The sequence below is a fragment of the Bartonella raoultii genome, assembly GCF_019659805.1.
GTDB lineage: Bacteria > Pseudomonadota > Alphaproteobacteria > Rhizobiales > Rhizobiaceae > Bartonella > Bartonella raoultii.
Map to the genome: position 1 here is coordinate 312,650 of NZ_JAIFRO010000002.1, position 19,573 is coordinate 332,222.

Consider the following 19,573-nt stretch of genomic DNA (forward strand, 5'->3'; position numbering starts at 1 on the left):
GTCATATTTAAATATATTGAGGATTAAGAGGTTTTGTTATGCTGAATAAAGTGCTAACATATCTAGATGAGAACATAGAAAAGAGCCTTGAACATCTTTTTTCTTTTTTACGTTTTCAATCGATTTCTACCGACTCAGCTTATAAGGATGCATGCCGTAAAACAGCTGATTGGTTAGTAGACGATTTAAAAAGTATAGGCTTTGATGCTTCACGCCGTGATACACCAGGTCATCCAATGGTTGTTGGGCATCATCCGGGGCCTTCAGACAATTGCTTGCATGTATTGTTTTATGGGCATTATGATGTTCAGCCTGTTGATCCACTGAGTTTATGGGAAGATGATCCGTTTGAACCTTCTTTAAAAGAAAGGGATGGAGAAAAAGTTATTTGTGCTCGTGGGGCTTCAGATGACAAAGGCCAGCTCATGACTTTTATTGAAGCGTGTCGTGCATTTAAGAAAGAGTGTGGATATCTTCCTGTTAGAGTTACTATTTTATGCGAAGGCGAAGAAGAAAGTGGTTCTCCTTCTCTCATCCCTTTTTTAAAAGCAAATAAAGATGAACTTAAAGCCGATTGTGCATTAGTTTGCGATACGTCAATGTGGGATGCAGATACACCTTCTATTTCTGTTGGTCTCCGAGGAATTTTGGGAGAAGAAATCATTATCACAGCAGCAAACCGTGATTTGCATTCTGGTAATTTTGGAGGAGCAGCAGCCAATCCTATTCGTATTTTGGTTAATATTTTATCAGGTCTTCATGATGAAAATAATAAGGTAACACTTCCTGGATTTTATGATGGCGTAGAGGAAACACCTCCACAGATCTTGCAATCATGGAATGAACTTAATTGTAATGCTGAGAATTTTCTTGGTCCTATTGGTCTTTCTATTCCTGCAGGGGAAAAAGGACGGAGTATTTTAGAGCTTGTATGGGCACGTCCTACAGCAGAAATTAATGGTATTAGTGGTGGTTATGAGGGGGAAGGAATAAAAACGGTTATTGCTTCTCAAGCAAGTGCAAAAGTATCTTTTCGTTTAGTACACAAGCAAGATCCTCAAAAAATACGTAAAGCTTTTCGTGATTATGTACGCAGCGCAATTCCTGCCGATTGTACAGTTGTTTTTAAGGATCATGGTGCTTCTCCAGCAATTCAAATTCCCTATGATTTACCTTTTCTTGGAGCAGCAAAAGAAGCTTTATCACAAGAATGGAATAATCCAGCTTTATTAACAGCTATGGGTGGTTCAATTCCGATAGTTGGAGATTTTCGGTCAATTCTTGGTATGGAAACTGTTTTGGTCGGTTTTGCACTTGCTGATGATCGAATTCATTCGCCCAATGAAAAATATAACCTAAAGTCGTTTCATAAAGGACAGAGATCTTGGGCACGTATTCTTGCAACTTTAGCAAAAACAGGAGGATAGATGATAGAGATCCGTGTTCATCAAGGTGATTTACCAAACTTAGATTATTATAAAACTGATGCTATTGCGATTGATACTGAAACTTTGGGATTGCAACCACATCGTGATCGTTTATGTGTTGTTCAGCTCTCTTCTGGAGATGGTACAGCTGATATTATACAGATTTCTAAAGGACAAAAAAGTGCTCCTAATTTGGTTAAATTGCTTGAAGATAAGGAAATTACAAAAATATTTCATTTTGGTCGATTTGATCTTGCTATTTTAGCGCATACATTTGGTGTTATGCCAGATGCTGTTTTTTGTACAAAGATTGCTTCAAAACTTACTCGTACTTATACGGATCGCCATGGATTAAAGGAAATTTGTGGTGAATTGCTAAATGTAAATATTTCTAAACAGCAACAATCTTCAGATTGGGCAGCAGAAACTTTATCACGTGCGCAAGTTGAATATGCTGCGTCGGATGTCTTATATTTGCATCGTTTGAAAGATATATTTGAAGAACGCTTAAGGCGTGAAGAACGAGAAAATGTTGCTAAAGCATGCTTTCAATTTTTGCCTATGCGAGCAAAACTTGATCTTTTGGGATGGTCAGAGACTGATATTTTTGCGCATAGCTGATTGAAAACTTTCTTTTAAAACCAAGAGATAAAAATTATGAAAGCAATAAAATATCCATAACTATAGGTATTTTAATGCGTATGTTTATTATAATAAATTCTAGCTGTAATGTGTGCTATTGAATTTAAAGGGTATATAATAAATTAAATTACATTTAAGAATATGTGTTTAGGAGAAACAGTCTTGAATTTTAATAAACAAGATAGATAATTTTATGAAAAGGCAGTAAACAATTGTTCTATAAGGGCGCATTAAAAGTATACTATATAGATAGTAGCGAGATTACATTAACTAATACAGAACAAATTGTCTTTTATGAGTTAATAAAATGTATAATGTTCATGTTAAAGTAAGAACCTATATTTTATTCTAAAACCAATAGTTTTGGCTTTTATTTATTGTAAAAGCAAAGTGCTACGAGATTCCATCTTTCAATAAGTTTTACTTTAATTGTCTATATCATTATTTTTGTGGAAATTAAAAGCGAAGACACTAAATAAAATCCATTATGGATATTTATGGAGTTAAATTATGAACATAAAATATTTTATTACAGCTTGTGTTACCTTTTTTTCCATTTCTTTCGCTCAAGGTGCTAGTTTTTTAATTTCTCAAAAGTTTGGAGAAAAGATATTTTCTGCGGACTCGTCTAGAGATTTTATTTTTAGTAAGCAGCTTAGTGATACTTTATCTCAAGTTTTTCAAATGGAGGTTTTGGGACTGAATAATCATCAACAGCAGGTAGCTGTTAAATTGGTACCAGTATCATCTGTAGCTAAAAAAAGAGCTCAGCCAAATAAAGGAAGAAAAGGGCGTCCAAAGCTTTCTGTAAGAAATCCTTTTAGTTTGTAGTAAAGCGACGAAGCCACGAAAAGATGTAATTTTTCGTTCGATAGCTGATGCTATCTAAAGGAGAGGGGATTTTATGAAGTATGAAACGCTTTTATTCGTATCTTTAGTATGATCATTTAATAATGAGGTACCTTCTCTAGAGAGGGTGTGTGTATTTTGATTTTAGAAAAATAATAAAAGTAAAAAAGGATAAAAAGTTATAATATTCATGTATTTAGAGCAGGGGAGCTTTGAATCATGAAGAGATATTTAAGTTTTGTGAGAAGCATAGAGCATTCTTTATGCTATTTATGGGAGGAGGCAGTTTTTTTCGTTTTAGAGAGCTATCAGGTTAACATATCGTATGGAATAACGTGATGTCTCTAAAGGTATTATTTTATGTTCATTATTATGGACAAGTCATATTTTATAATATGCTGGCAGTAAGTAATTTCTGCATGAGCATAGCCTATGAATTCTCATTTATAACAGAATGAAACCTTTAAAAAAGAAAAAAGCGATTTTTAGCAAGTATTTCGTTTTTTTATGATTGTGTCATTTTTACTACAGATATCCAGAATTGGGGCTCTATATGGGACTGGGTGTTCAAATATTTAGCTATGGAGAGAAATTATGAATATGAAATGGTTAATAACAGCTTCTGCTTTCACGTTGGTTTCAGTTTCAGCGGTACAGGCAGCAGATGTTGTTGTTCCCCCCAACCCTACACCCATTACGCCAATTGTTGTTCCTTCTACTTTTTCTTGGACAGGTTTTTACGTTGGTGGTCAAGTTGGTGGTTTTTCAAGTAAAATAAAGATAAACGGTTTCCATGAAGGAAAAACCATTTCGGTAGATAAGGATTTGTTACCGAAACTATCAGGTTTTTTAGGAGGACTTTACGCGGGTTCCAATGTTGATCTTGGTAATGGCCTTATTCTAGGTGTTGATACGGATATCGTCTGGGCTAATAAAGATGATACGAAGACAGCAGCAGCATTCGCGATTCATCCAGAGCGGCTAGAATATATTATGAAAACATTAAAAGAGGCTGGAATTAAAGTTGATAAAGATGCAATAACGCCTGGTGATAAAAGTCAGAGCAGCTTTACCTTGAAAGAAAAGTGGGCTGGAGCAACGCGTGTACGCATTGGTTTTGCTGCTGATCGCCTTATGCCTTATATTGCTGGTGGTATTGCCTATACACAGTTGCAAGATATCGCATCGGTATCGATTACAGGAAAAGCTTCAGGAAAAGTCATTGCTTCTGGTAACCTTTCCGATGAAACAAAGACATTTGTTGGTTATACTCTCGGTGCAGGTGTTGATTTAGCTATGACAAATAATATTATTGTGCGTGCAGAATACCGTTATTCAGATTTTGGTAAAAAGAAATACCCAAAGTATAACTACGAAACTTCTTACAGAACCAATGACTTTCGCGTTGGTGTCGCTTACAAATTTTAATATTATAAGTTAAATTGCTTGAAGGCTTCGTTTAGAGCGGAGCCTTTATTTTTATAACTGTGTCATTTTTACTACAGATTTTTTATGTATTGTCATGTAGCACTATGAATAAATATAAATTAGGAGCAAAACTTATGAATATAAAATCTTTTGTAACAACTTCTGTTATTGCTTTAATTTCAGCTTCTGCAGCACATGCAGCTGATGTTATCATTCCTCAACAAGTTGCACCAGCAGCAGTAATTACTGCCCCTTCATTTTCTTGGGAAGGTTTTTATCTTGGTGCGCAGATTGGTGGCCTTTCCACATCTGCTAAATTACATGATAAAACAATTTCAGATAGAGAGGTTTATAAAGCTTCTGGGATGTTGGGTGGACTTTATGGAGGTTACAATTTTAATCTCGGTAGTGGTATGATCTTCGGCATTGACACAGATATAGCTTTTACTGGTAATAAAGATACACGTACAGCTTATGAATCTTCAAAACCATCAAAACAAGAAAATGCAAATAGCGGTACTGAACAAGAGCAATCAAGAAAGAATGAAGTAGGAGTTGCATATAGAGAGACTTTTAAAGAAAAATGGGCTGGTGCTACACGCGTTCGTGTTGGTTTTGTAGCTGATCGCATTATGCCATATGTTGCGGGTGGTGTTGCTTATGCACAGATGCAAATAGGAGCTTCAGAAAAAGTTGCGCAAAAAGATGCAGATGGACAAACCATTGCTCATGACAGAAGTGAAGCAAAAAAGACAGTGGTTGGTTTTACCCTTGGTGCAGGTGTTGACTTTGCTGTAACTGATAATGTCTTGTTGCGTGCGGAATATCGTTACTCTGATTTTGGTAAAAAGAAATTTGAGAAAGATGGAGCTGAGTTTGACTTCAAAACCAATGATTTCCGTGTTGGAGTTGCATACAAATTCTGATTAAGTGCAAAATAAAATCATAAAAAAGCTCTGTCAAAGACAGAGCTTTTTTTTATAATTACTACTCTATTTTTTGTAATCCTATCATCCTATATGCAAAATCTAAAAATTAGAAGAAGTAGATTTATTGAACTAAAATTTTTATAGCTATTTTTGTTATCGCTTTGTTTACAGTATCTAGCTATTGATACTGGCATTCTTCATAAAAACAATAGCACAGTTGTAATTTTGTATCTTCGTATTTTTGAAAAAAGTTTAATTTTGTTCATATAGTAAAACTTTTCAAGTAAGATAAAGGTAATAGCTTTAAAATATGCAGTGAAGAGTTTTGGTAAAAATACAACATTTAAGCTTTCAAACTTCATAGATGGTTTTATGCAGGTTTTAATGTGAATTTTAGAAATAGTTTTAATTTTGAGTGTTGAGCTAGATGCGGCTCAGCAAATCGTAAAAAAGAGGACGTAAGACTTCTTGATACTCAAGCGATAGATATCAATAATCTTTTTAAGAATGTTAAAGATGAAGCAATATTTGAAAAAATGATATTATAATAAAGCGTTATCTTTAAAAGGAAATTGGAAGATAATCTAATATTCAATATATACTGCGTTAATTTTACTGTTGTTAATCACTTTATATTGTAGTGGCATTTTTGTCTGCAAGTGTAGGATATTTAAATCATTCAGAGAAAATTGATTATTTGTTTAATTCCTAGAATAGTGGTGCTTAATGCTACTGGAATTAATGCGTCTTAGACAAAGTTTATTTTTCTACTGGTATTAATTGTACTGTGCTTGAATAATGTCTCCTATTATGGGTGGAATATTGTTATTCTAATTTCAATAAAAAGAAGATGAGGGGACTATAAAAACAGAAATTTCCACATTGATATTGCTTACAAGTTATCATTTATAGAGAAAGAAATGATGTACATAAGCTTAAATTATAAGAATCTTTATCTGTGATGGAGTCTTCTATTTTGGTTGTTGTGTCATTTTTACTACAGATTTTCTTTACGCAATCATGTAAGAACTGAGGTAGGAATTAAAAGGAGCAAAATTTATGAATATAAAATCTTTAATAACTACTTCTGTTATTACAATAATATCAGCTTCGGTAGCACAGGCAGCTGATATTATTGTTCCTCATGAAACGGTGCCAGCAGCAGTGATTACTGCCCCTTCATTTTCTTGGACAGGTTTTTATCTTGGTGCGCAGATTGGTAATTTTTCAAGTAAGACAAAAATCACAGATCCCGAAGATACGGGGAGAATTTTTCTTAAAGATTTAACACCTAAGCCTTCAGGTTTTATAGGGGGACTTTATGCGGGTTCTAATATAGATCTTGGAAATGGTCTTATTTTTGGTGTTGAAACGGATGCAGTCTGGGCAGATCGTGAAAAAACAAAAAAGGATGAAATTGTTCTTACTGCTACTCAAGCAGCAGATTTTAATGACGCTCTTAAGAATGTTAAAGGTTTTAAGCCGTTTACCAGAGGCGATGTTATAACAGAGAGTTATTCTTATAAGGAAAAATGGTCTGGTGCTACACGTGTACGTATCGGTTTTACTGTTTCTGATCGCTTTATGCCTTATATCGCTGGTGGTATTGCTTATGCACAAGTGCAGGGTATTCAAGCAGTGTCAGGACAAAATAAGGTAGAACAACCTGAAAATAATGCACAAACAGTTAGTATACAAACAGTGACTGAGAGCGGTGCTTCTACTCTTCCCCCTCCAGGATTTCCAACAGATACTGATGGCGATAAAGATCCAAATACTGGAACTAACGGTAATGTTGATCCACAAGGCGGCGTTGATCCACAAGGTGGCGTTGATCCACAAGGTGGCGTTGATCCACAAGGTGGCGTTGATCCACAAGGTGGCGGTAGCCATATTCCAAATGTGCCTGAAGTATCGACAGTTAATGCGAATTGGGCTGATGAAACAAAGACAATGGTTGGTTTTACCATCGGTGCTGGTATTGATTTTGCTGTGACTAATAATGTTCTGTTACGTGCGGAATATCGTTATTCCGATTTTGGTAAAAAGAAATTCGCAAACGGAAGACGGGAATTTAGCTATAAAACAAATGATTTCCGTGTTGGTATAGCTTATAAATTCTAATTAATCAGAAAATAAAATTGCTAAGAGGCTCCATCAATGATGGGGCCTTTATTGTTTTAATAGGTTTAAAAAAGAATCTGATTATTAAATCAATATCATATCAGTTCTATCTTTACGAACTGTTATAATTTTTTATACTACCAGAAAAAGTTTTTGTACCAAGCTATAAATAGCATTCCATGAGACAGAATCTGTCTCTTAAGTAGTTTAAGAACAAATCTATTTTAACTTTTTTTAAGAAAATAATACAATGCCTACGGGAGTATATTGGTTTTATAATTGTTATTAGCTGTTTTAGTGCTAGCTTTATTGAAGGAATCTGCTGATGCACAGATGTAAAGTATATATATAACCCAGAGATTTTTAATAGGACAAATCTAATTTAATAGAAAAAGGAGTACGAATCAATTTATGGAGTGATTAATAAATTTGTCATTTCATATCAAAATAATTGTTTATTATATCGTTTAATCAATTAAATAAATATTATTATTCAGATTTTAATAAAAGGAAAAATTCTTCAGAAAAGAAATAGACTTTATAATAATATCAATAACTTTCGTATTGATCTTGCTGAAAAATTTTCACATTATAAGAGCAGAATTATCTCCAAACGCTATTTTTACAGAGCCTTTATTTTCTGTGACTGTGTTATTTTTGCTACAGATATTTTAAAATAGATGCTCTATATACATATCATTTTGGATATTTGGAGATAACTTATGAATACGAAACGTTTAATATCAGCATCTATTTTTGCTTTAATATCGGCTTCTACAGCACAAGCAGCGGATGTCATGGTCCCTCAACAAATGACCTCTTCTACTTCATCAGCTATTGTTGTTCCTCCTTTTACATGGACAGGTTTTTATTTTGGCGGTCAAGTTGGCAGTTTTTCCAGTAAAACTGATATGGACCTTGTTGGTAAGGATAAAACGTTACCACTGAATAAAGATTTATCGCCTAAGCTTTCAGGTTTTGTAAGTGGTCTTTACGCAGGCTCCAATATTGATCTTGGTGATAATTTTATTTTAGGGATCGATACGGATTTAACTTGGTATGGGAAAAAATATACAAAGACAATTACCATCGGTGCGGCTAATAATGCCTCTAATGCTTCAGTAGATGGTTTAATAGCAAGGTCTGGTAGATCGGTGCGTTCAGCATCCGGAGATTCAAGTTCATCATCAGGTGGAACGCAATCTACGACAACACAAGCACCAGCACCAGAAACACCAGCAGCATCAACATCAACACCAGCAGCATCAGCACCAGCACCAGCAACACCAGTAACATCAGCAGCACCAGAAGCAGCAGCATCAGCACCAGCAGCGTCAGCAGCAGCAACACCAGCACCAGCACCGTCAGCACCGAAGTCAACGATAGAAACATCAACGCAGACATCATCAACACTATCTTTGCCTACAACTTCAGCATCGGTAGGTTCAACGTCAGAAAAATCGACACCACAATTAGCAAGTTCGGCTTCGGCAGATCAAGCATCATCCGCAAAACCGGCTAGTGGAACAAATGGTAGCAGTTATCACCGTAGTGGATCTTCCCATGGAGCTGGAACCTCCCATTCACATAATCCCCATTCGTACAGTAGTAGTAATGGAAGTAGTGCTCATTCGCATGGCGCTCAAAATCCACACAATTCACAAAATAATGGGAGAAATAATACCAATCCACATAGTGCTGGAACAAATGCCTCTCATCCTCATGTTGCACAGAATATGGCTGGACGTAGTGCACAAGGTACACAAGCTGTGGATAAAAACAGTGATGGTGTATATGGTATAGAAGAAATGAGGAAAATAATTCAAAGTCTTGGTCTTGAAAAAGAGGAAAGTGTTGAAACTTTTAGCCATACATTTAAGCAAAATTGGGCTGGGGCAACACGAGTACGTATTGGTTTTGCTGCTGATCGCTTTATGCCTTATCTTGCTGGTGGTGTTGCTTATGGTCAGTTCCAAGACACTGTATCGGTACCACTTAAGAAATCAGATGGACAAGCAGCTTCTTCTAAAAATATAGCGGATGAGACAAAGACAATGGTTGGTTATACTCTTGGCGGTGGAGTTGATTTTGCAATACTAGACAATGTCATTGTGCGTGCAGAATATCGTTATTCCGATTTTGGTAAAAAGAAATTCACAAAAGAAAAGTTTGAAATTAGCTACAAGACCAATGATTTCCGTGTTGGTGTTGCTTACAAATTCTAATTTTTTGTAAGAGCTAGTCTCTTGAAAGGCTCCACTTTCAGTGGGGCCTTTCTTTTTGAAAAGATCATTTTTAGTTTCCTTTTGCGATGGTTTCATGATAAAGCCCATAGAATATAATAATGTATCTTCTTGATCGCTGCTTCATACGTATGATGAGCTCGGCTTTCCCTATAGATAAAAACCAGAGTTGCAGGGTTCAGGGAAGTTATGCAGAAATGAAATCGTAAAAGTGGACAGGAATATTTCACAATGACTGTGAAAAATGAAACAATAGATTATTCGAAAACTCTTTATCTACCACAAACAAATTTTCCTATGCGGGCAGGATTACCACAAAAAGAGCTTGAATTGATGGCGCGGTGGGAAAATATGGAGCTTTATACTCAATTACGCCAACAAGCAAAAGACCGCCCACTTTACATTCTTCATGATGGTCCGCCTTATGCGAATGGCCATATTCATATCGGACATGCCTTGAATAAAGTATTAAAGGATGTTGTTGTTCGTTCGTTTCAAATGCGTGGTTTTAATGCCAATTATGTTCCTGGTTGGGATTGTCATGGACTTCCAATTGAGTGGAAAATTGAAGAAAAATATCGTGCACAGGGAAAAAATAAAGATGATGTGCCTCTTAATGAATTTCGCCAAGAATGTCGTGAATTTGCACAACATTGGATTCGTATTCAAAGTGAAGAATTTAAACGCCTTGGTGTTGTTGGAGACTTTAATAAACCTTATACCACAATGGCTTTTCATGCAGAAGCATGTATTGCAAGTGAGTTAATAAAATTTGCGATGTCAGGCCAGCTTTATCGTGGTTCAAAGCCTGTGATGTGGTCCGTTGTTGAGCGTACGGCTTTGGCAGAGGCAGAGATTGAATATCATGAGCATGAATCAGAGGTGATTTGGGTTAAGTTTCCTGTTCTTGAAGCAGATTCTCGTGATTTATATGGTGCTTATGTCGTAATTTGGACAACAACACCGTGGACAATTCCTAGTAACCGCGCAGTTAGTTATTCTTCGCAAATTTCTTATAGTCTTTATGAGGTTGAAAGTGCGGAAAATGATTTTGGTCCTCAAGCTGGGGAGAGACTTCTTTTTGCTGATGCGTTAGCTATGAGTTGTGCAGAAAAAGCAAAGCTTATTTTAAAACATTTACGTGTTATTTCTGCTGACGAAGTGAAAGGACTTGTTCTTTCTCATCCCTTAAAAGGTTTTGCGGGAGGTTATAACTATAAGATTGCATTGCTGGATGGTTCGCATGTTACAGAGAGTGCTGGTACAGGTTTTGTTCATACAGCACCAAGCCATGGACGTGAGGATTTTGAAATTTGGAATAATTATAAGTTCCTCTTAGAGCAGGCGGGTATAGATCCATCTATACCGTTTCCTGTTGATGATGCTGGTTTTTATACGAAGGATGTTCCTGGATTTGGGCCAGATCGTCATGGAGGTCCTGTACGTATTATTGATGATAATGGAAAAATGGGTGAAGCCAATAAAGAGGTAATTAACGCTTTAATTAAAGCTGATCGATTATTTGCACGTGGTCGTTTAAAACATTCCTATCCTCATAGTTGGCGTTCGAAAAAACCTGTTATTTTCCGTAATACGCCACAGTGGTTTATTTCAATGGATAAAAATCTTGGAGATGGTTCAACTTTACGTAGTCGTGCTTTAAAAGCTGTTTCGATGACGCGTTTTGTACCTTCTTCTGGGCAAAATCGTTTGGCATCAATGATAGCTGATCGCCCTGACTGGGTCCTTTCTCGTCAAAGATCTTGGGGTGTTCCTATTTGCATTTTTACAAATGAAGAGGGTAGTGTCCTTAAAGATGAACATGTAAATGAACGTATTTTACAAGCTTTTGAACAAGAAGGGGCGGATGCATGGTTTGCAGAAGGAGCGCGTGAGCGTTTTTTAGGTGATCGTGCGCATGAGTCTTGGGTTCAGGTTCGTGATATTCTTGATGTTTGGTTTGATTCTGGAACAAGCCATAGTTTTGTATTAGAAGATCGTGCCGATTTAAAATGGCCTGCTGATGTTTATTTTGAAGGTTCTGATCAGCATCGTGGATGGTTTCAGTCTTCTCTTTTAGAAAGCTGTGGTACGCGCTCTTGTTCTCCTTATAAGACGGTGGTTACTCACGGTTTTACTTTGGATGAAAAGGGTAAGAAAATGTCTAAATCTTTAGGAAATACGGTTGTTCCGCAAGAGATTATTAAGACATCTGGTGCTGATATTTTTCGTCTTTGGGTTATGACAACTGATTATTGGGAGGATCAACGCTTAGGTAAAAAAATTCTTCAGACAAATGTAGATTCTTACCGTAAATTACGTAATGCAATTCGTTGGATGCTTGGGACTTTAACACATGATGAAGGAGAAGAAATATCTTATTGTGCACTGCCCGATTTGGAAAAATTCATATTGCATAGATTGTTTGAACTTGATCAGTTAATTAACCAAGCCTATGATGCATTTGATTTTAAAAAAATTATGCGTGCATTATTAGATTTTTCGATTATTGAGCTATCAGCGTTTTATTTTGATATTCGTAAAGATTCTCTTTATTGTGATGCACCTTCGTCAAAAAAACGTAAAGCTTCTTTGCAGGTGGTGCGTGAAGTGTTTGAACGTATGGTCACGTGGCTTTCTCCAATGTTGCCCTTTACGATGGAAGAGGCGTGGCTAGAGCGTTATCCAGACACACAATCAGTGCATTTAGAACAGTTCCGTCCTGTACCAAAGGAATGGAAAAACGAAACTTTAGCTGAACGTTGGAAAAAAATACGGCTGGTCCGTAAAGTTGTTACAGGTGCTTTAGAGCTTGAGCGCGCTGATAAGCGTATTGGATCATCTTTAGAAGCAGCACCTGTTGTTTTTATTTCTAATCCGATTTTACGAGATGCATTAGAAAATTTAGATATGGCAGAAATTTGTATCACCAGTGCACTCACAATTATGCAGGATGCTCCCCCTTCTGATGCTTTTACTTTGAGTGATGTTGAAGGTGTGGGTGTGTATCCAGAAAAAGCGCAAGGAAAAAAATGTGCTCGATCATGGCGCTATACGCAAGATGTTGGAAGTGATTCAAGGTATCCTGATGTATCGGCTCGTGATGCTGCCGCTTTGCGGGAGTTACAGATGCTTGGAAAAATTTAAAACATGAGATTAAGAAAGAAATGCAGAGTTCAAGAGTATGAATAAGTGCTTAAACTCTGTTATTGATGCATTTGGTCTTTTATGATAACAATGAAATCCGTTGTTTTTCTATGGGGGAGGTTTGTGGATTGATTTTATCTTCAATGATTACAGGAGTATTAATCCTCCATATACTGAGGGAAATGGGATAAGTAGTGAAAAAGCATGAAATAAAGATATTTTCAATAGGCATTTTATCGATGTGTTGTATTTTATGTGGGTGTGGTTTATCCGCTCCTACTTATGGTACAGATAAGCCGGTTTCTTTACAGTTTTTTGAAGATATAGCTAACATGACTTCATTAACACCAACAAACAATAGCAACCAGTTGGTTTTGAAGTCTCGTCCACAACTTGTGATACCAAGCGCTGGTGCGCGTGCAGTTTTACCATTACCGCAGCAGCAAGAGCGTTCTGTTGAGAAAACAACAAAATTGAAACAGTATTTGAGTGAAGAAAAGGCATCTGCTGGTATTGCGGGGTCAAAGAGTATTGCACAGTTGAAAGCAAAACAACGGCAGGAGTATTTACGTCTTAGAAGAGAAAGAGTTGGAAATACACACTATCGAAGATATCTTACTGAGCCACCTTTAAGTTATCGTCAACCAGCAAAGACAGCACCTGCTGGTCGATAGAATAAAGATGAAGCATTGAAAAGCATAAGAAAAAAGAACTTTGAAATTAGGTTGTACTCCAGAGGGATTATAATCTTTTCAAAGAAAATAGATAGTATTTTAAAAGTAGATATTTTGGATCAGAAAAATTGCTTTTAATGTCTTTTTTTTATAAAAAAATCTTTAAGTAATTGAGCTGCTTCTTTTTCTTTAAAACCAGGGTATACTTCTGGCTTGTGATGGCAGGTTTTATGCTGATAAAGGCGTGGACCGTGTTCAATCGCACCTCCTTTAGGATCACTTGTTGCATAGTAGAGGCGCCGTATGCGTGCAAATGAAATGGCAGCAGCACACATAGCGCAAGGTTCAAGTGTAACATAAAGGTCGCAATCAGTAAGTCTTTCGCTTTGAAATGTTTTGCATGCCATACGAATAACACGCATTTCTGCATGTCCTGTAGGGTCGTATGGGGTTTTTGTGAAGTTACCAGCACGTGCAATGATTGTTTTGTCATGTATGATGACAGCGCCTATGGGGACCTCATCTTTTTTTGCAGCCCATTGTGCTTCTAAAAGAGCTATTTCCATAGGAGTTAAAGTCATAATATTCTTTCTATTAGTGCATAGAGAATCCAAAAATTTTCCAGAAGAAGGATTCTGTTTAATATGTATATTTTCTTTTTTTATGATGGAAGGAGTATCACTATTTTGTAAAGTTTTTTACAACAAATTTATAAGTCAATAGAGACATTATTGTTGTTAAAGGATAGAAAATAATAAACGATTATGTTACTCCCTCTTAGAAGAAGCAGTATAGTACATGTGAAAAATTTGCTCAATGTCCTGAAAAAATTAGTGTGAAAAGCAAATGAAAGAAAACAATGAGAGTGAACGAATTGCTAAAAGATTAGCGCGTGCCGGTGTTGCTTCGCGTCGCGATGCGGAAATGATGATTGTTGCAGGTCGTGTGGTTGTGAATGGTACAGTTGTAACGACGCCGGCTTTTAATGTAACACGCTCTGATATTATTAAAGTTGATGGTAAACTTTTATCTCCTATAGAACGAACGCGTTTATGGCTCTATCATAAACCAACAGGACTTGTTACCACGAATCGTGATCCTGAAGGAAGGCCGACAGTATTTGACAATTTGCCCAAAGGAATGCCCCGCGTCCTTTCTGTTGGAAGACTTGATATCAATACAGAAGGACTTTTGCTATTAACTAATGATGGTGGTTTAGCACGTGTATTAGAACTTCCTTTAACGGGATGGGTTCGTAAATATCGGGTTCGTGCTCATGGACGCGTCAAGCAGAGTGCACTTGATAATCTTAAAAATGGTATTGCCATTAATGGTATTTTCTATGGCTCAATTGAAGCATCGCTTGAGCGTGAACAAGGGACAAATATATGGCTTTCCGTAGCTTTACGTGAAGGAAAAAATCGCGAAATAAAGAATGTGCTTGGTGCATTAGGATTATCGGTTAATCGTTTAATTCGTGTATCTTATGGTCCATTTCATTTATCTGACTTAGAAGAAGGTGCAGTTCGAGAGCTAAAAGGTCGTATGCTACGTGAGCAATTGGGTGAGCGTTTGATTATGCAAGCCAATGCAGATTTTGATGCCCCTATTTTAAAACCATTTTCAAATTCTGCGGTTGTTGTAGAAAAGCGAAACGGCAAAGATTTTTTGGTCAAGGATGAAGAATGGATTTTCTCGAGTAGGAAAGATGTACCACGTAAACAACAGGGCAGTTCTACAAAGCATAAACAAGCGCTGCTAAGTACGAAACTTGGTGAGAAATTTATACGTAAAAATAAAAATGAGGAAGAAAAATCAGAGCGTTTTTTACCTCGTTCTCGTCGTTCTAATGTTTGGATGGCTCCTGGAGCACGTCCGCAGAGTGTGCGTAAAAAGTCTTTAAATGAGAAGAGTTCGTATACATATAAGAGTGATTTTTCTGGCAAAAAAAATTTCCAAAGAGAGGAAAAGTTACAAGAAGGTCCATCACAAAAAGAGAAGAATATTAGTTTTCATCAAAAACGTGATAAAAAAATTTATAGTGAAGCGTATATTGCTGGAAAAAAAGGTCGTTTTTTAAAAAGTAAAGAGAAAGCGATGAAAAGTGATCATAATGCGCTTCCTTTTGAGCATCTTCGAAAGATAAAATCAAAATCATCTGATGATACTATAAAGAAATCTAAATCATATAGTAGGTTATCAAAAATAGCGAAGCGATTTGGAGGTCCGCGTGCGGATCATCGGCGGTAAATTTTCTGGGCGTGTTTTGTTTACACCTGTTGGTCAATTGATTCGTCCAACCAGTGATCGTACGCGTGAAAGCCTTTTTAATATTCTGTCTAACAGAGAAGAACAGTTTTGGACAAACAAACGTATTCTTGATCTTTTTGCTGGGACTGGTGCTGTCGGCATTGAAGCACTTTCACGGGGTGCAAAGGCTGCTGTTTTTGTAGAAAATTCTGTTGAAGGGCGTGGATTGATTCAAAAAAATATCGAAACCTTTGAATTACAGTCGATAGGGCGAATATTGCGTCGTGATGCAACCAAACTTGGCTATATTGGAACAATGCTTCCATTTGATATCATTTATGCTGATCCTCCTTATGGTCATTGTTTAGGTGAGCATGCTTTTATTGAGTCTTTGAAAGGGGGATGGGCAAAAGCTAATACACTTTTTATACTTGAAGAAAAGAAAGACGCGATTATTCATCTACCTGATGTTTTTTATCTAGATGATGAGCGCTTTTATGGTGAAACATCAATACGTTTTTATACATTACGATTGTAGCTTAAGTGGTGCGAAAGAACTTGTTTTATGCAAGCAGAAAAAAGAATTGTGCAGAGATTCTATCTATTATAATGAGAGTTTTAATAATTTCTTTGAAGGATCATAAACTTAAGTGACTAATATTCTCTAATGCTTTTAAAGTTGGGGCTAAAGGGCAAAGAAAACCTGAAACAGGATACAAAGTAAGTTTGATACTTGATGAAGTTACAGAAAACATTTGTTTTTCTAATTATACTAAGCTTTCTTTTAGGTGCATATGTTTCAATTATGAGTATATTGCTATATCATAGATCAATTATGTATTAGGGCTATCGTTTAGAACAGTTTTATACTAAACTGTTTATAAAAATATTTTAATCATATCATATGAAAAGCATAAAATGCCTCTTTTCAGAAAGAAGTGAAAAGGGGAATTATTTAATTTGTAAAAGAGAAAGAATATGTAAAGAGTGCATAATTTTATAAATAAGGATGCAAAAATCACACTCTAATTTATATAAATTAGTCAGATTGCTTATCAATGGAAAGAATGAATATTTTAAGGAGTCTATGAATGGCTGACGAAAATCGGATTGATAAAGCTGCTTTGTTGGTAGAAGCGGCAAAGCGTTCTGGGGCTGATGCTGCTGATGCTGTTATTATTCACACACATTCTACCAGTGTATCGGTTCGTTGTGGGAAAGTTGAATCGACGCAAGCAGCCGAGAGCAACGATTTTACTCTAAGGGTTTTTGTTGGAAAAAAAGTGGCAAGTGTTTCTGCTAATTTAGAGTCTTATCCGCAAGAACTTGCAGAACGTGCTGTTGCAATGGCTAAAGCTTCTCCTGATAGTTTATTTGAAGGTTTGGCAGATAAAGAGTGTTTAGTTAAGAATCCTAAAGATCTTGATCTTTTTGATGATTTTGTACCAAACAGTCATTTTTTAACAGAAGATGCTTTAAAAACAGAAGCAGCAGCTCTGAATGTAAAAGGAGTTAGCAATTCTGGCGGCGCTGCAACAGCGTATGGCCGTAGTGGATTTATTCTTGTGACCAGCGATGGTTTTTGCGGAGCTTATCGCTCCAGTTATTTTTCACGTTCTTGTAGTGCTCTTGCTGGTGAGGGTACAGAGATGGAACGAGATTATGATTATACAACAGCTTTACATTTTTCTGATTTAGAAGCAGCTGAAGTGGTCGGGCAAAATGCAGGAATTGGTGCTGTTCGACGTTTGGGAGCAATTCGTGCAGCTACTGGGAATGTTGATGTTATTTTTGATCCGCGTACAGCGCGCGGAATCGCGGGACATATCGCATCTATGGTTAATGGATTATCGGTTGCCCGTAAGACAAGTCTTTTACAAAATTTCTTGGGTCAAACAGTGATGAAGCCTGATGTAAATGTGACCGATCAACCTTTACAATTGCGTGGAAATTCTTCGCGTCCTTTTGATGGAGAGGGGGTTGAGGGACAAGCAATAAATATTATTGAAAATGGTATTTTAAAAAATTGGCTTCTTTCCTCTTCTACGGCACGTGAATTGGGTCTTAAAACCAATGGTCGTGGTACACGTTCAGCATCACTGGTTCAGCCGATGCGTACTAATTTTGCCATTGAACCGGGTTTGGTATCTCCTGATGATATGATAAAAGGTTTGCGAAATGGTTTTTATGTGACAGAACTGTTTGGGCATGGTATTGATTTTGTTACGGGTCAGTATAGCCGTGGCGCTTCCGGTTTTTGGATTGAAAATGGTGAAATTACTTATCCAGTAAGTGAAGTAACACTCGGTTCTGATTTACTTCATATGTTAGCGCATTTAACACCGGCGAACAATATTGATCGTCGTTATGGTACTGCTGCTCCAACATTGTTAATTGAAGGGATGACACTTGCAGGAAGATAATACACATCATGCTTCTGATTTAAATCTGTTACTTGATGTTTGTCGAGAAGCAGGGGATTTAGCAATGAAGTATTTTGGATGTGCGTTGGATGTTTGGATCAAAGAGGGAAACTCGCCAGTTAGTGAAGCTGATTTTGCAGTTGATCATTTGTTAAAAAAAAAGCTTCTTGAAGCGCGTCCAAATTATGGATGGATTTCAGAAGAAACAAAAGATGATCGGAGAAAACGAGACTATGAGCGCTATTTTGTTGTTGATCCTATCGATGGCACGCGGGGCTTTCTTTCTGGTAGCATCTATTGGTGTATTTCAATTGCTATTATTGAGAATGGGCGTCCTATCGTAGGTGTTTTGCAGTGCCCAGCTCAAGGCGATGTTTATGCAGCTGTTGCTGGTGGGGGAGCAAAATTAAATAATATAGAGCTTCCTCTTTTAACATCTCCAGTTAATCGTAAATATAAAATTTCACTTGATAAGTCATTTGCGCAAAAATTGCCGGATGATTTTCGCAATAGGGTTAATTTTTATCATCATATTCCTTCTCTTGCATATCGTATTGTTCTTGTTGCTCAAGGTGAGATTGATCTCGTGTTAGTTCGTCCGAATTGTCATGAGTGGGATATTGCTGCTGCTGATCTTATTTTACAGGAATGTGGAGGGTGTCTTTTATCACTTGATACACCCTCTATCTCTTACGGAGTTGAGCCTTACCAATATGGACTTTTAATTGCTGGTAAAAATAATTGTTGTCAGGATATGATAGATATTGTTCATCAAGTACAGTTAGTTTAATCACATAAAAAACGTACTACAATCTCTAAATAATATGGAGGTACATATGAGTGAAGCCAACGCAAAAAAGCAGTATTTACATCTTGTATTTGGTGGAGAGTTAAAAAATCTTACAAGTAACCAATTTAAAAATCCTGATGATTTAGACGTGGTTGGTATTTTTTCAGATTATCAATCTGCTCAAAAAGCATGGCAGGAAAAAGCACAAAGTAGTGTAGACAATGCATTACAACGTTATTACATTGTAGACTTACAGCGATTTCTTGACACTGAATCAAGTGATACAAAGTAACATTTGAATATTATATCATTATTTTTAGGTTATCTGAGTTGCAGAGAAATTATATGATTTCAATTTGATATGATGATGTGTGGAATAGCTTGAAAAAATAAGTAGTAGGTTTTGAAAGGTGCTGTTGATAAAAGAAACAATGCGTATTTTTTAAGATTATCTAAATTAATATAGAGCGTAAGATGCTTTTTTCTGCTTAAATTAAATAAAGTTATAGCTCTATTTTCTCATTCTACGAATGCAAAGATAAGCACAAGATTGTTCAAAATAATCAGGATTTAAAAATGTGTGTGCTTTGGAAAGAATAAGATAAAATACATGGATATTCATCAAGACAAAGAATGATGCCATAAAA

General features: G+C 36.4%; 15 protein-coding genes. 14 read left to right on the forward strand and 1 reads right to left on the reverse strand.

Annotated elements, in window-relative coordinates; translation table 11 throughout:
• The first annotated feature begins 38 nt into the window (after positions 1–38).
• The 9 genes from K3248_RS02615 to K3248_RS02655 all read left to right on the forward strand — a co-directional run bounded on the left by K3248_RS02615 (position 39) and on the right by K3248_RS02655 (position 13,463).
• A complete protein-coding gene (locus K3248_RS02615) occupies positions 39–1,427 on the forward strand; it encodes a M20/M25/M40 family metallo-hydrolase (RefSeq protein WP_220716806.1) in 1,389 nt (462 codons plus the stop codon).
• A 3-nt stretch (positions 1,428–1,430) separates the two neighbouring features.
• Positions 1,431–2,048 carry a ribonuclease D gene (locus tag K3248_RS02620; protein WP_220716834.1) on the forward strand — a complete coding sequence of 206 codons (618 nt, stop codon included), beginning with the start codon at positions 1,431–1,433 and terminating at the stop codon, positions 2,046–2,048.
• A gap of 531 nt (positions 2,049–2,579) precedes the next feature.
• Entirely contained in the window at positions 2,580–2,900 is a 321-nt protein-coding gene (locus K3248_RS02625; protein WP_220716807.1) for a hypothetical protein, read from the forward strand.
• 612 nt (positions 2,901–3,512) lie between these two features.
• On the forward strand, positions 3,513–4,346 hold the full coding sequence (locus tag K3248_RS02630) for an outer membrane protein (protein WP_220716808.1): 834 nt from the start codon (positions 3,513–3,515) through the stop codon (positions 4,344–4,346).
• Between the two features lie 134 nt (positions 4,347–4,480).
• On the forward strand, positions 4,481–5,272 hold the full coding sequence (locus tag K3248_RS02635) for an outer membrane protein (protein WP_220716809.1): 792 nt from the start codon (positions 4,481–4,483) through the stop codon (positions 5,270–5,272).
• Positions 5,273–6,334: 1,062 nt separating this feature from the next.
• A complete protein-coding gene (locus tag K3248_RS08615; RefSeq protein ID WP_246588225.1) occupies positions 6,335–7,399 on the forward strand; it encodes an outer membrane protein in 1,065 nt (354 codons plus the stop codon).
• Positions 7,400–8,121: 722 nt separating this feature from the next.
• Positions 8,122–9,624, forward strand: a complete 1,503-nt coding sequence (locus K3248_RS02645; protein WP_220716810.1) for an outer membrane protein — start codon at positions 8,122–8,124, stop codon at positions 9,622–9,624.
• A 249-nt stretch (positions 9,625–9,873) separates the two neighbouring features.
• Entirely contained in the window at positions 9,874–12,789 is a 2,916-nt protein-coding gene (gene ileS, locus K3248_RS02650; RefSeq protein WP_220716811.1) for an isoleucine--tRNA ligase, read from the forward strand.
• A 194-nt stretch (positions 12,790–12,983) separates the two neighbouring features.
• Positions 12,984–13,463, forward strand: a complete 480-nt coding sequence (locus K3248_RS02655) for a hypothetical protein (RefSeq protein ID WP_220716812.1) — start codon at positions 12,984–12,986, stop codon at positions 13,461–13,463.
• Positions 13,464–13,597: 134 nt separating this feature from the next.
• Here the strand turns inward: K3248_RS02655 and K3248_RS02660 are convergent, their stop codons facing one another.
• The gene (locus K3248_RS02660; RefSeq protein WP_220716813.1) at positions 13,598–14,044 is read right to left on the reverse strand and encodes a nucleoside deaminase; all 447 of its coding nucleotides are present in this window, start codon (positions 14,042–14,044) and stop codon (positions 13,598–13,600) included.
• Positions 14,045–14,309: 265 nt separating this feature from the next.
• Here K3248_RS02660 and K3248_RS02665 point away from each other — a divergent pair, with 265 nt between their 5' ends.
• From K3248_RS02665 to K3248_RS02685, 5 genes are all read left to right on the forward strand, one after another.
• A complete protein-coding gene (locus tag K3248_RS02665; protein WP_220716814.1) occupies positions 14,310–15,713 on the forward strand; it encodes a pseudouridine synthase in 1,404 nt (467 codons plus the stop codon).
• The gene (gene rsmD / locus K3248_RS02670; RefSeq protein ID WP_220716815.1) at positions 15,694–16,251 is read left to right on the forward strand and encodes a 16S rRNA (guanine(966)-N(2))-methyltransferase RsmD; all 558 of its coding nucleotides are present in this window, start codon (positions 15,694–15,696) and stop codon (positions 16,249–16,251) included. Before K3248_RS02665 ends, rsmD begins: the two co-directional genes overlap by 20 nt.
• 553 nt (positions 16,252–16,804) lie before the next feature.
• Entirely contained in the window at positions 16,805–18,136 is a 1,332-nt protein-coding gene (locus tag K3248_RS02675) for a TldD/PmbA family protein (protein ID WP_220716816.1), read from the forward strand.
• A complete protein-coding gene (locus K3248_RS02680; RefSeq protein WP_220716817.1) occupies positions 18,123–18,926 on the forward strand; it encodes a 3'(2'),5'-bisphosphate nucleotidase CysQ in 804 nt (267 codons plus the stop codon). Before K3248_RS02675 ends, K3248_RS02680 begins: the two co-directional genes overlap by 14 nt.
• 46 nt (positions 18,927–18,972) lie before the next feature.
• Complete coding sequence (locus K3248_RS02685) at positions 18,973–19,218, forward strand: DUF4170 domain-containing protein (RefSeq protein ID WP_220716818.1); 246 nt, start codon at positions 18,973–18,975, stop codon at positions 19,216–19,218.
• Positions 19,219–19,573 lie beyond the last annotated feature (355 nt).

Bases quoted from the DNA above. Each gene is read 5' to 3' on its own strand.
- K3248_RS02615 (WP_220716806.1), top strand. From the start codon at position 39: ATGCTGAATAAAGTGCTAACATATCTAGATGAGAACATAGAAAAGAGC.
- K3248_RS02625 (WP_220716807.1), top strand. From the start codon at position 2,580: ATGAACATAAAATATTTTATTACAGCTTGTGTTACCTTTTTTTCCATT.
- K3248_RS02630 (WP_220716808.1), top strand. From the start codon at position 3,513: ATGAATATGAAATGGTTAATAACAGCTTCTGCTTTCACGTTGGTTTCA.
- K3248_RS02635 (WP_220716809.1), top strand. From the start codon at position 4,481: ATGAATATAAAATCTTTTGTAACAACTTCTGTTATTGCTTTAATTTCA.
- K3248_RS08615 (WP_246588225.1), top strand. From the start codon at position 6,335: ATGAATATAAAATCTTTAATAACTACTTCTGTTATTACAATAATATCA.
- K3248_RS02645 (WP_220716810.1), top strand. From the start codon at position 8,122: ATGAATACGAAACGTTTAATATCAGCATCTATTTTTGCTTTAATATCG.
- ileS (WP_220716811.1), top strand. From the start codon at position 9,874: ATGACTGTGAAAAATGAAACAATAGATTATTCGAAAACTCTTTATCTA.
- K3248_RS02660 (WP_220716813.1), bottom strand. From the start codon at position 14,044: ATGACTTTAACTCCTATGGAAATAGCTCTTTTAGAAGCACAATGGGCT.
- K3248_RS02665 (WP_220716814.1), top strand. From the start codon at position 14,310: ATGAAAGAAAACAATGAGAGTGAACGAATTGCTAAAAGATTAGCGCGT.
- K3248_RS02675 (WP_220716816.1), top strand. From the start codon at position 16,805: ATGGCTGACGAAAATCGGATTGATAAAGCTGCTTTGTTGGTAGAAGCG.
- K3248_RS02685 (WP_220716818.1), top strand. From the start codon at position 18,973: ATGAGTGAAGCCAACGCAAAAAAGCAGTATTTACATCTTGTATTTGGT.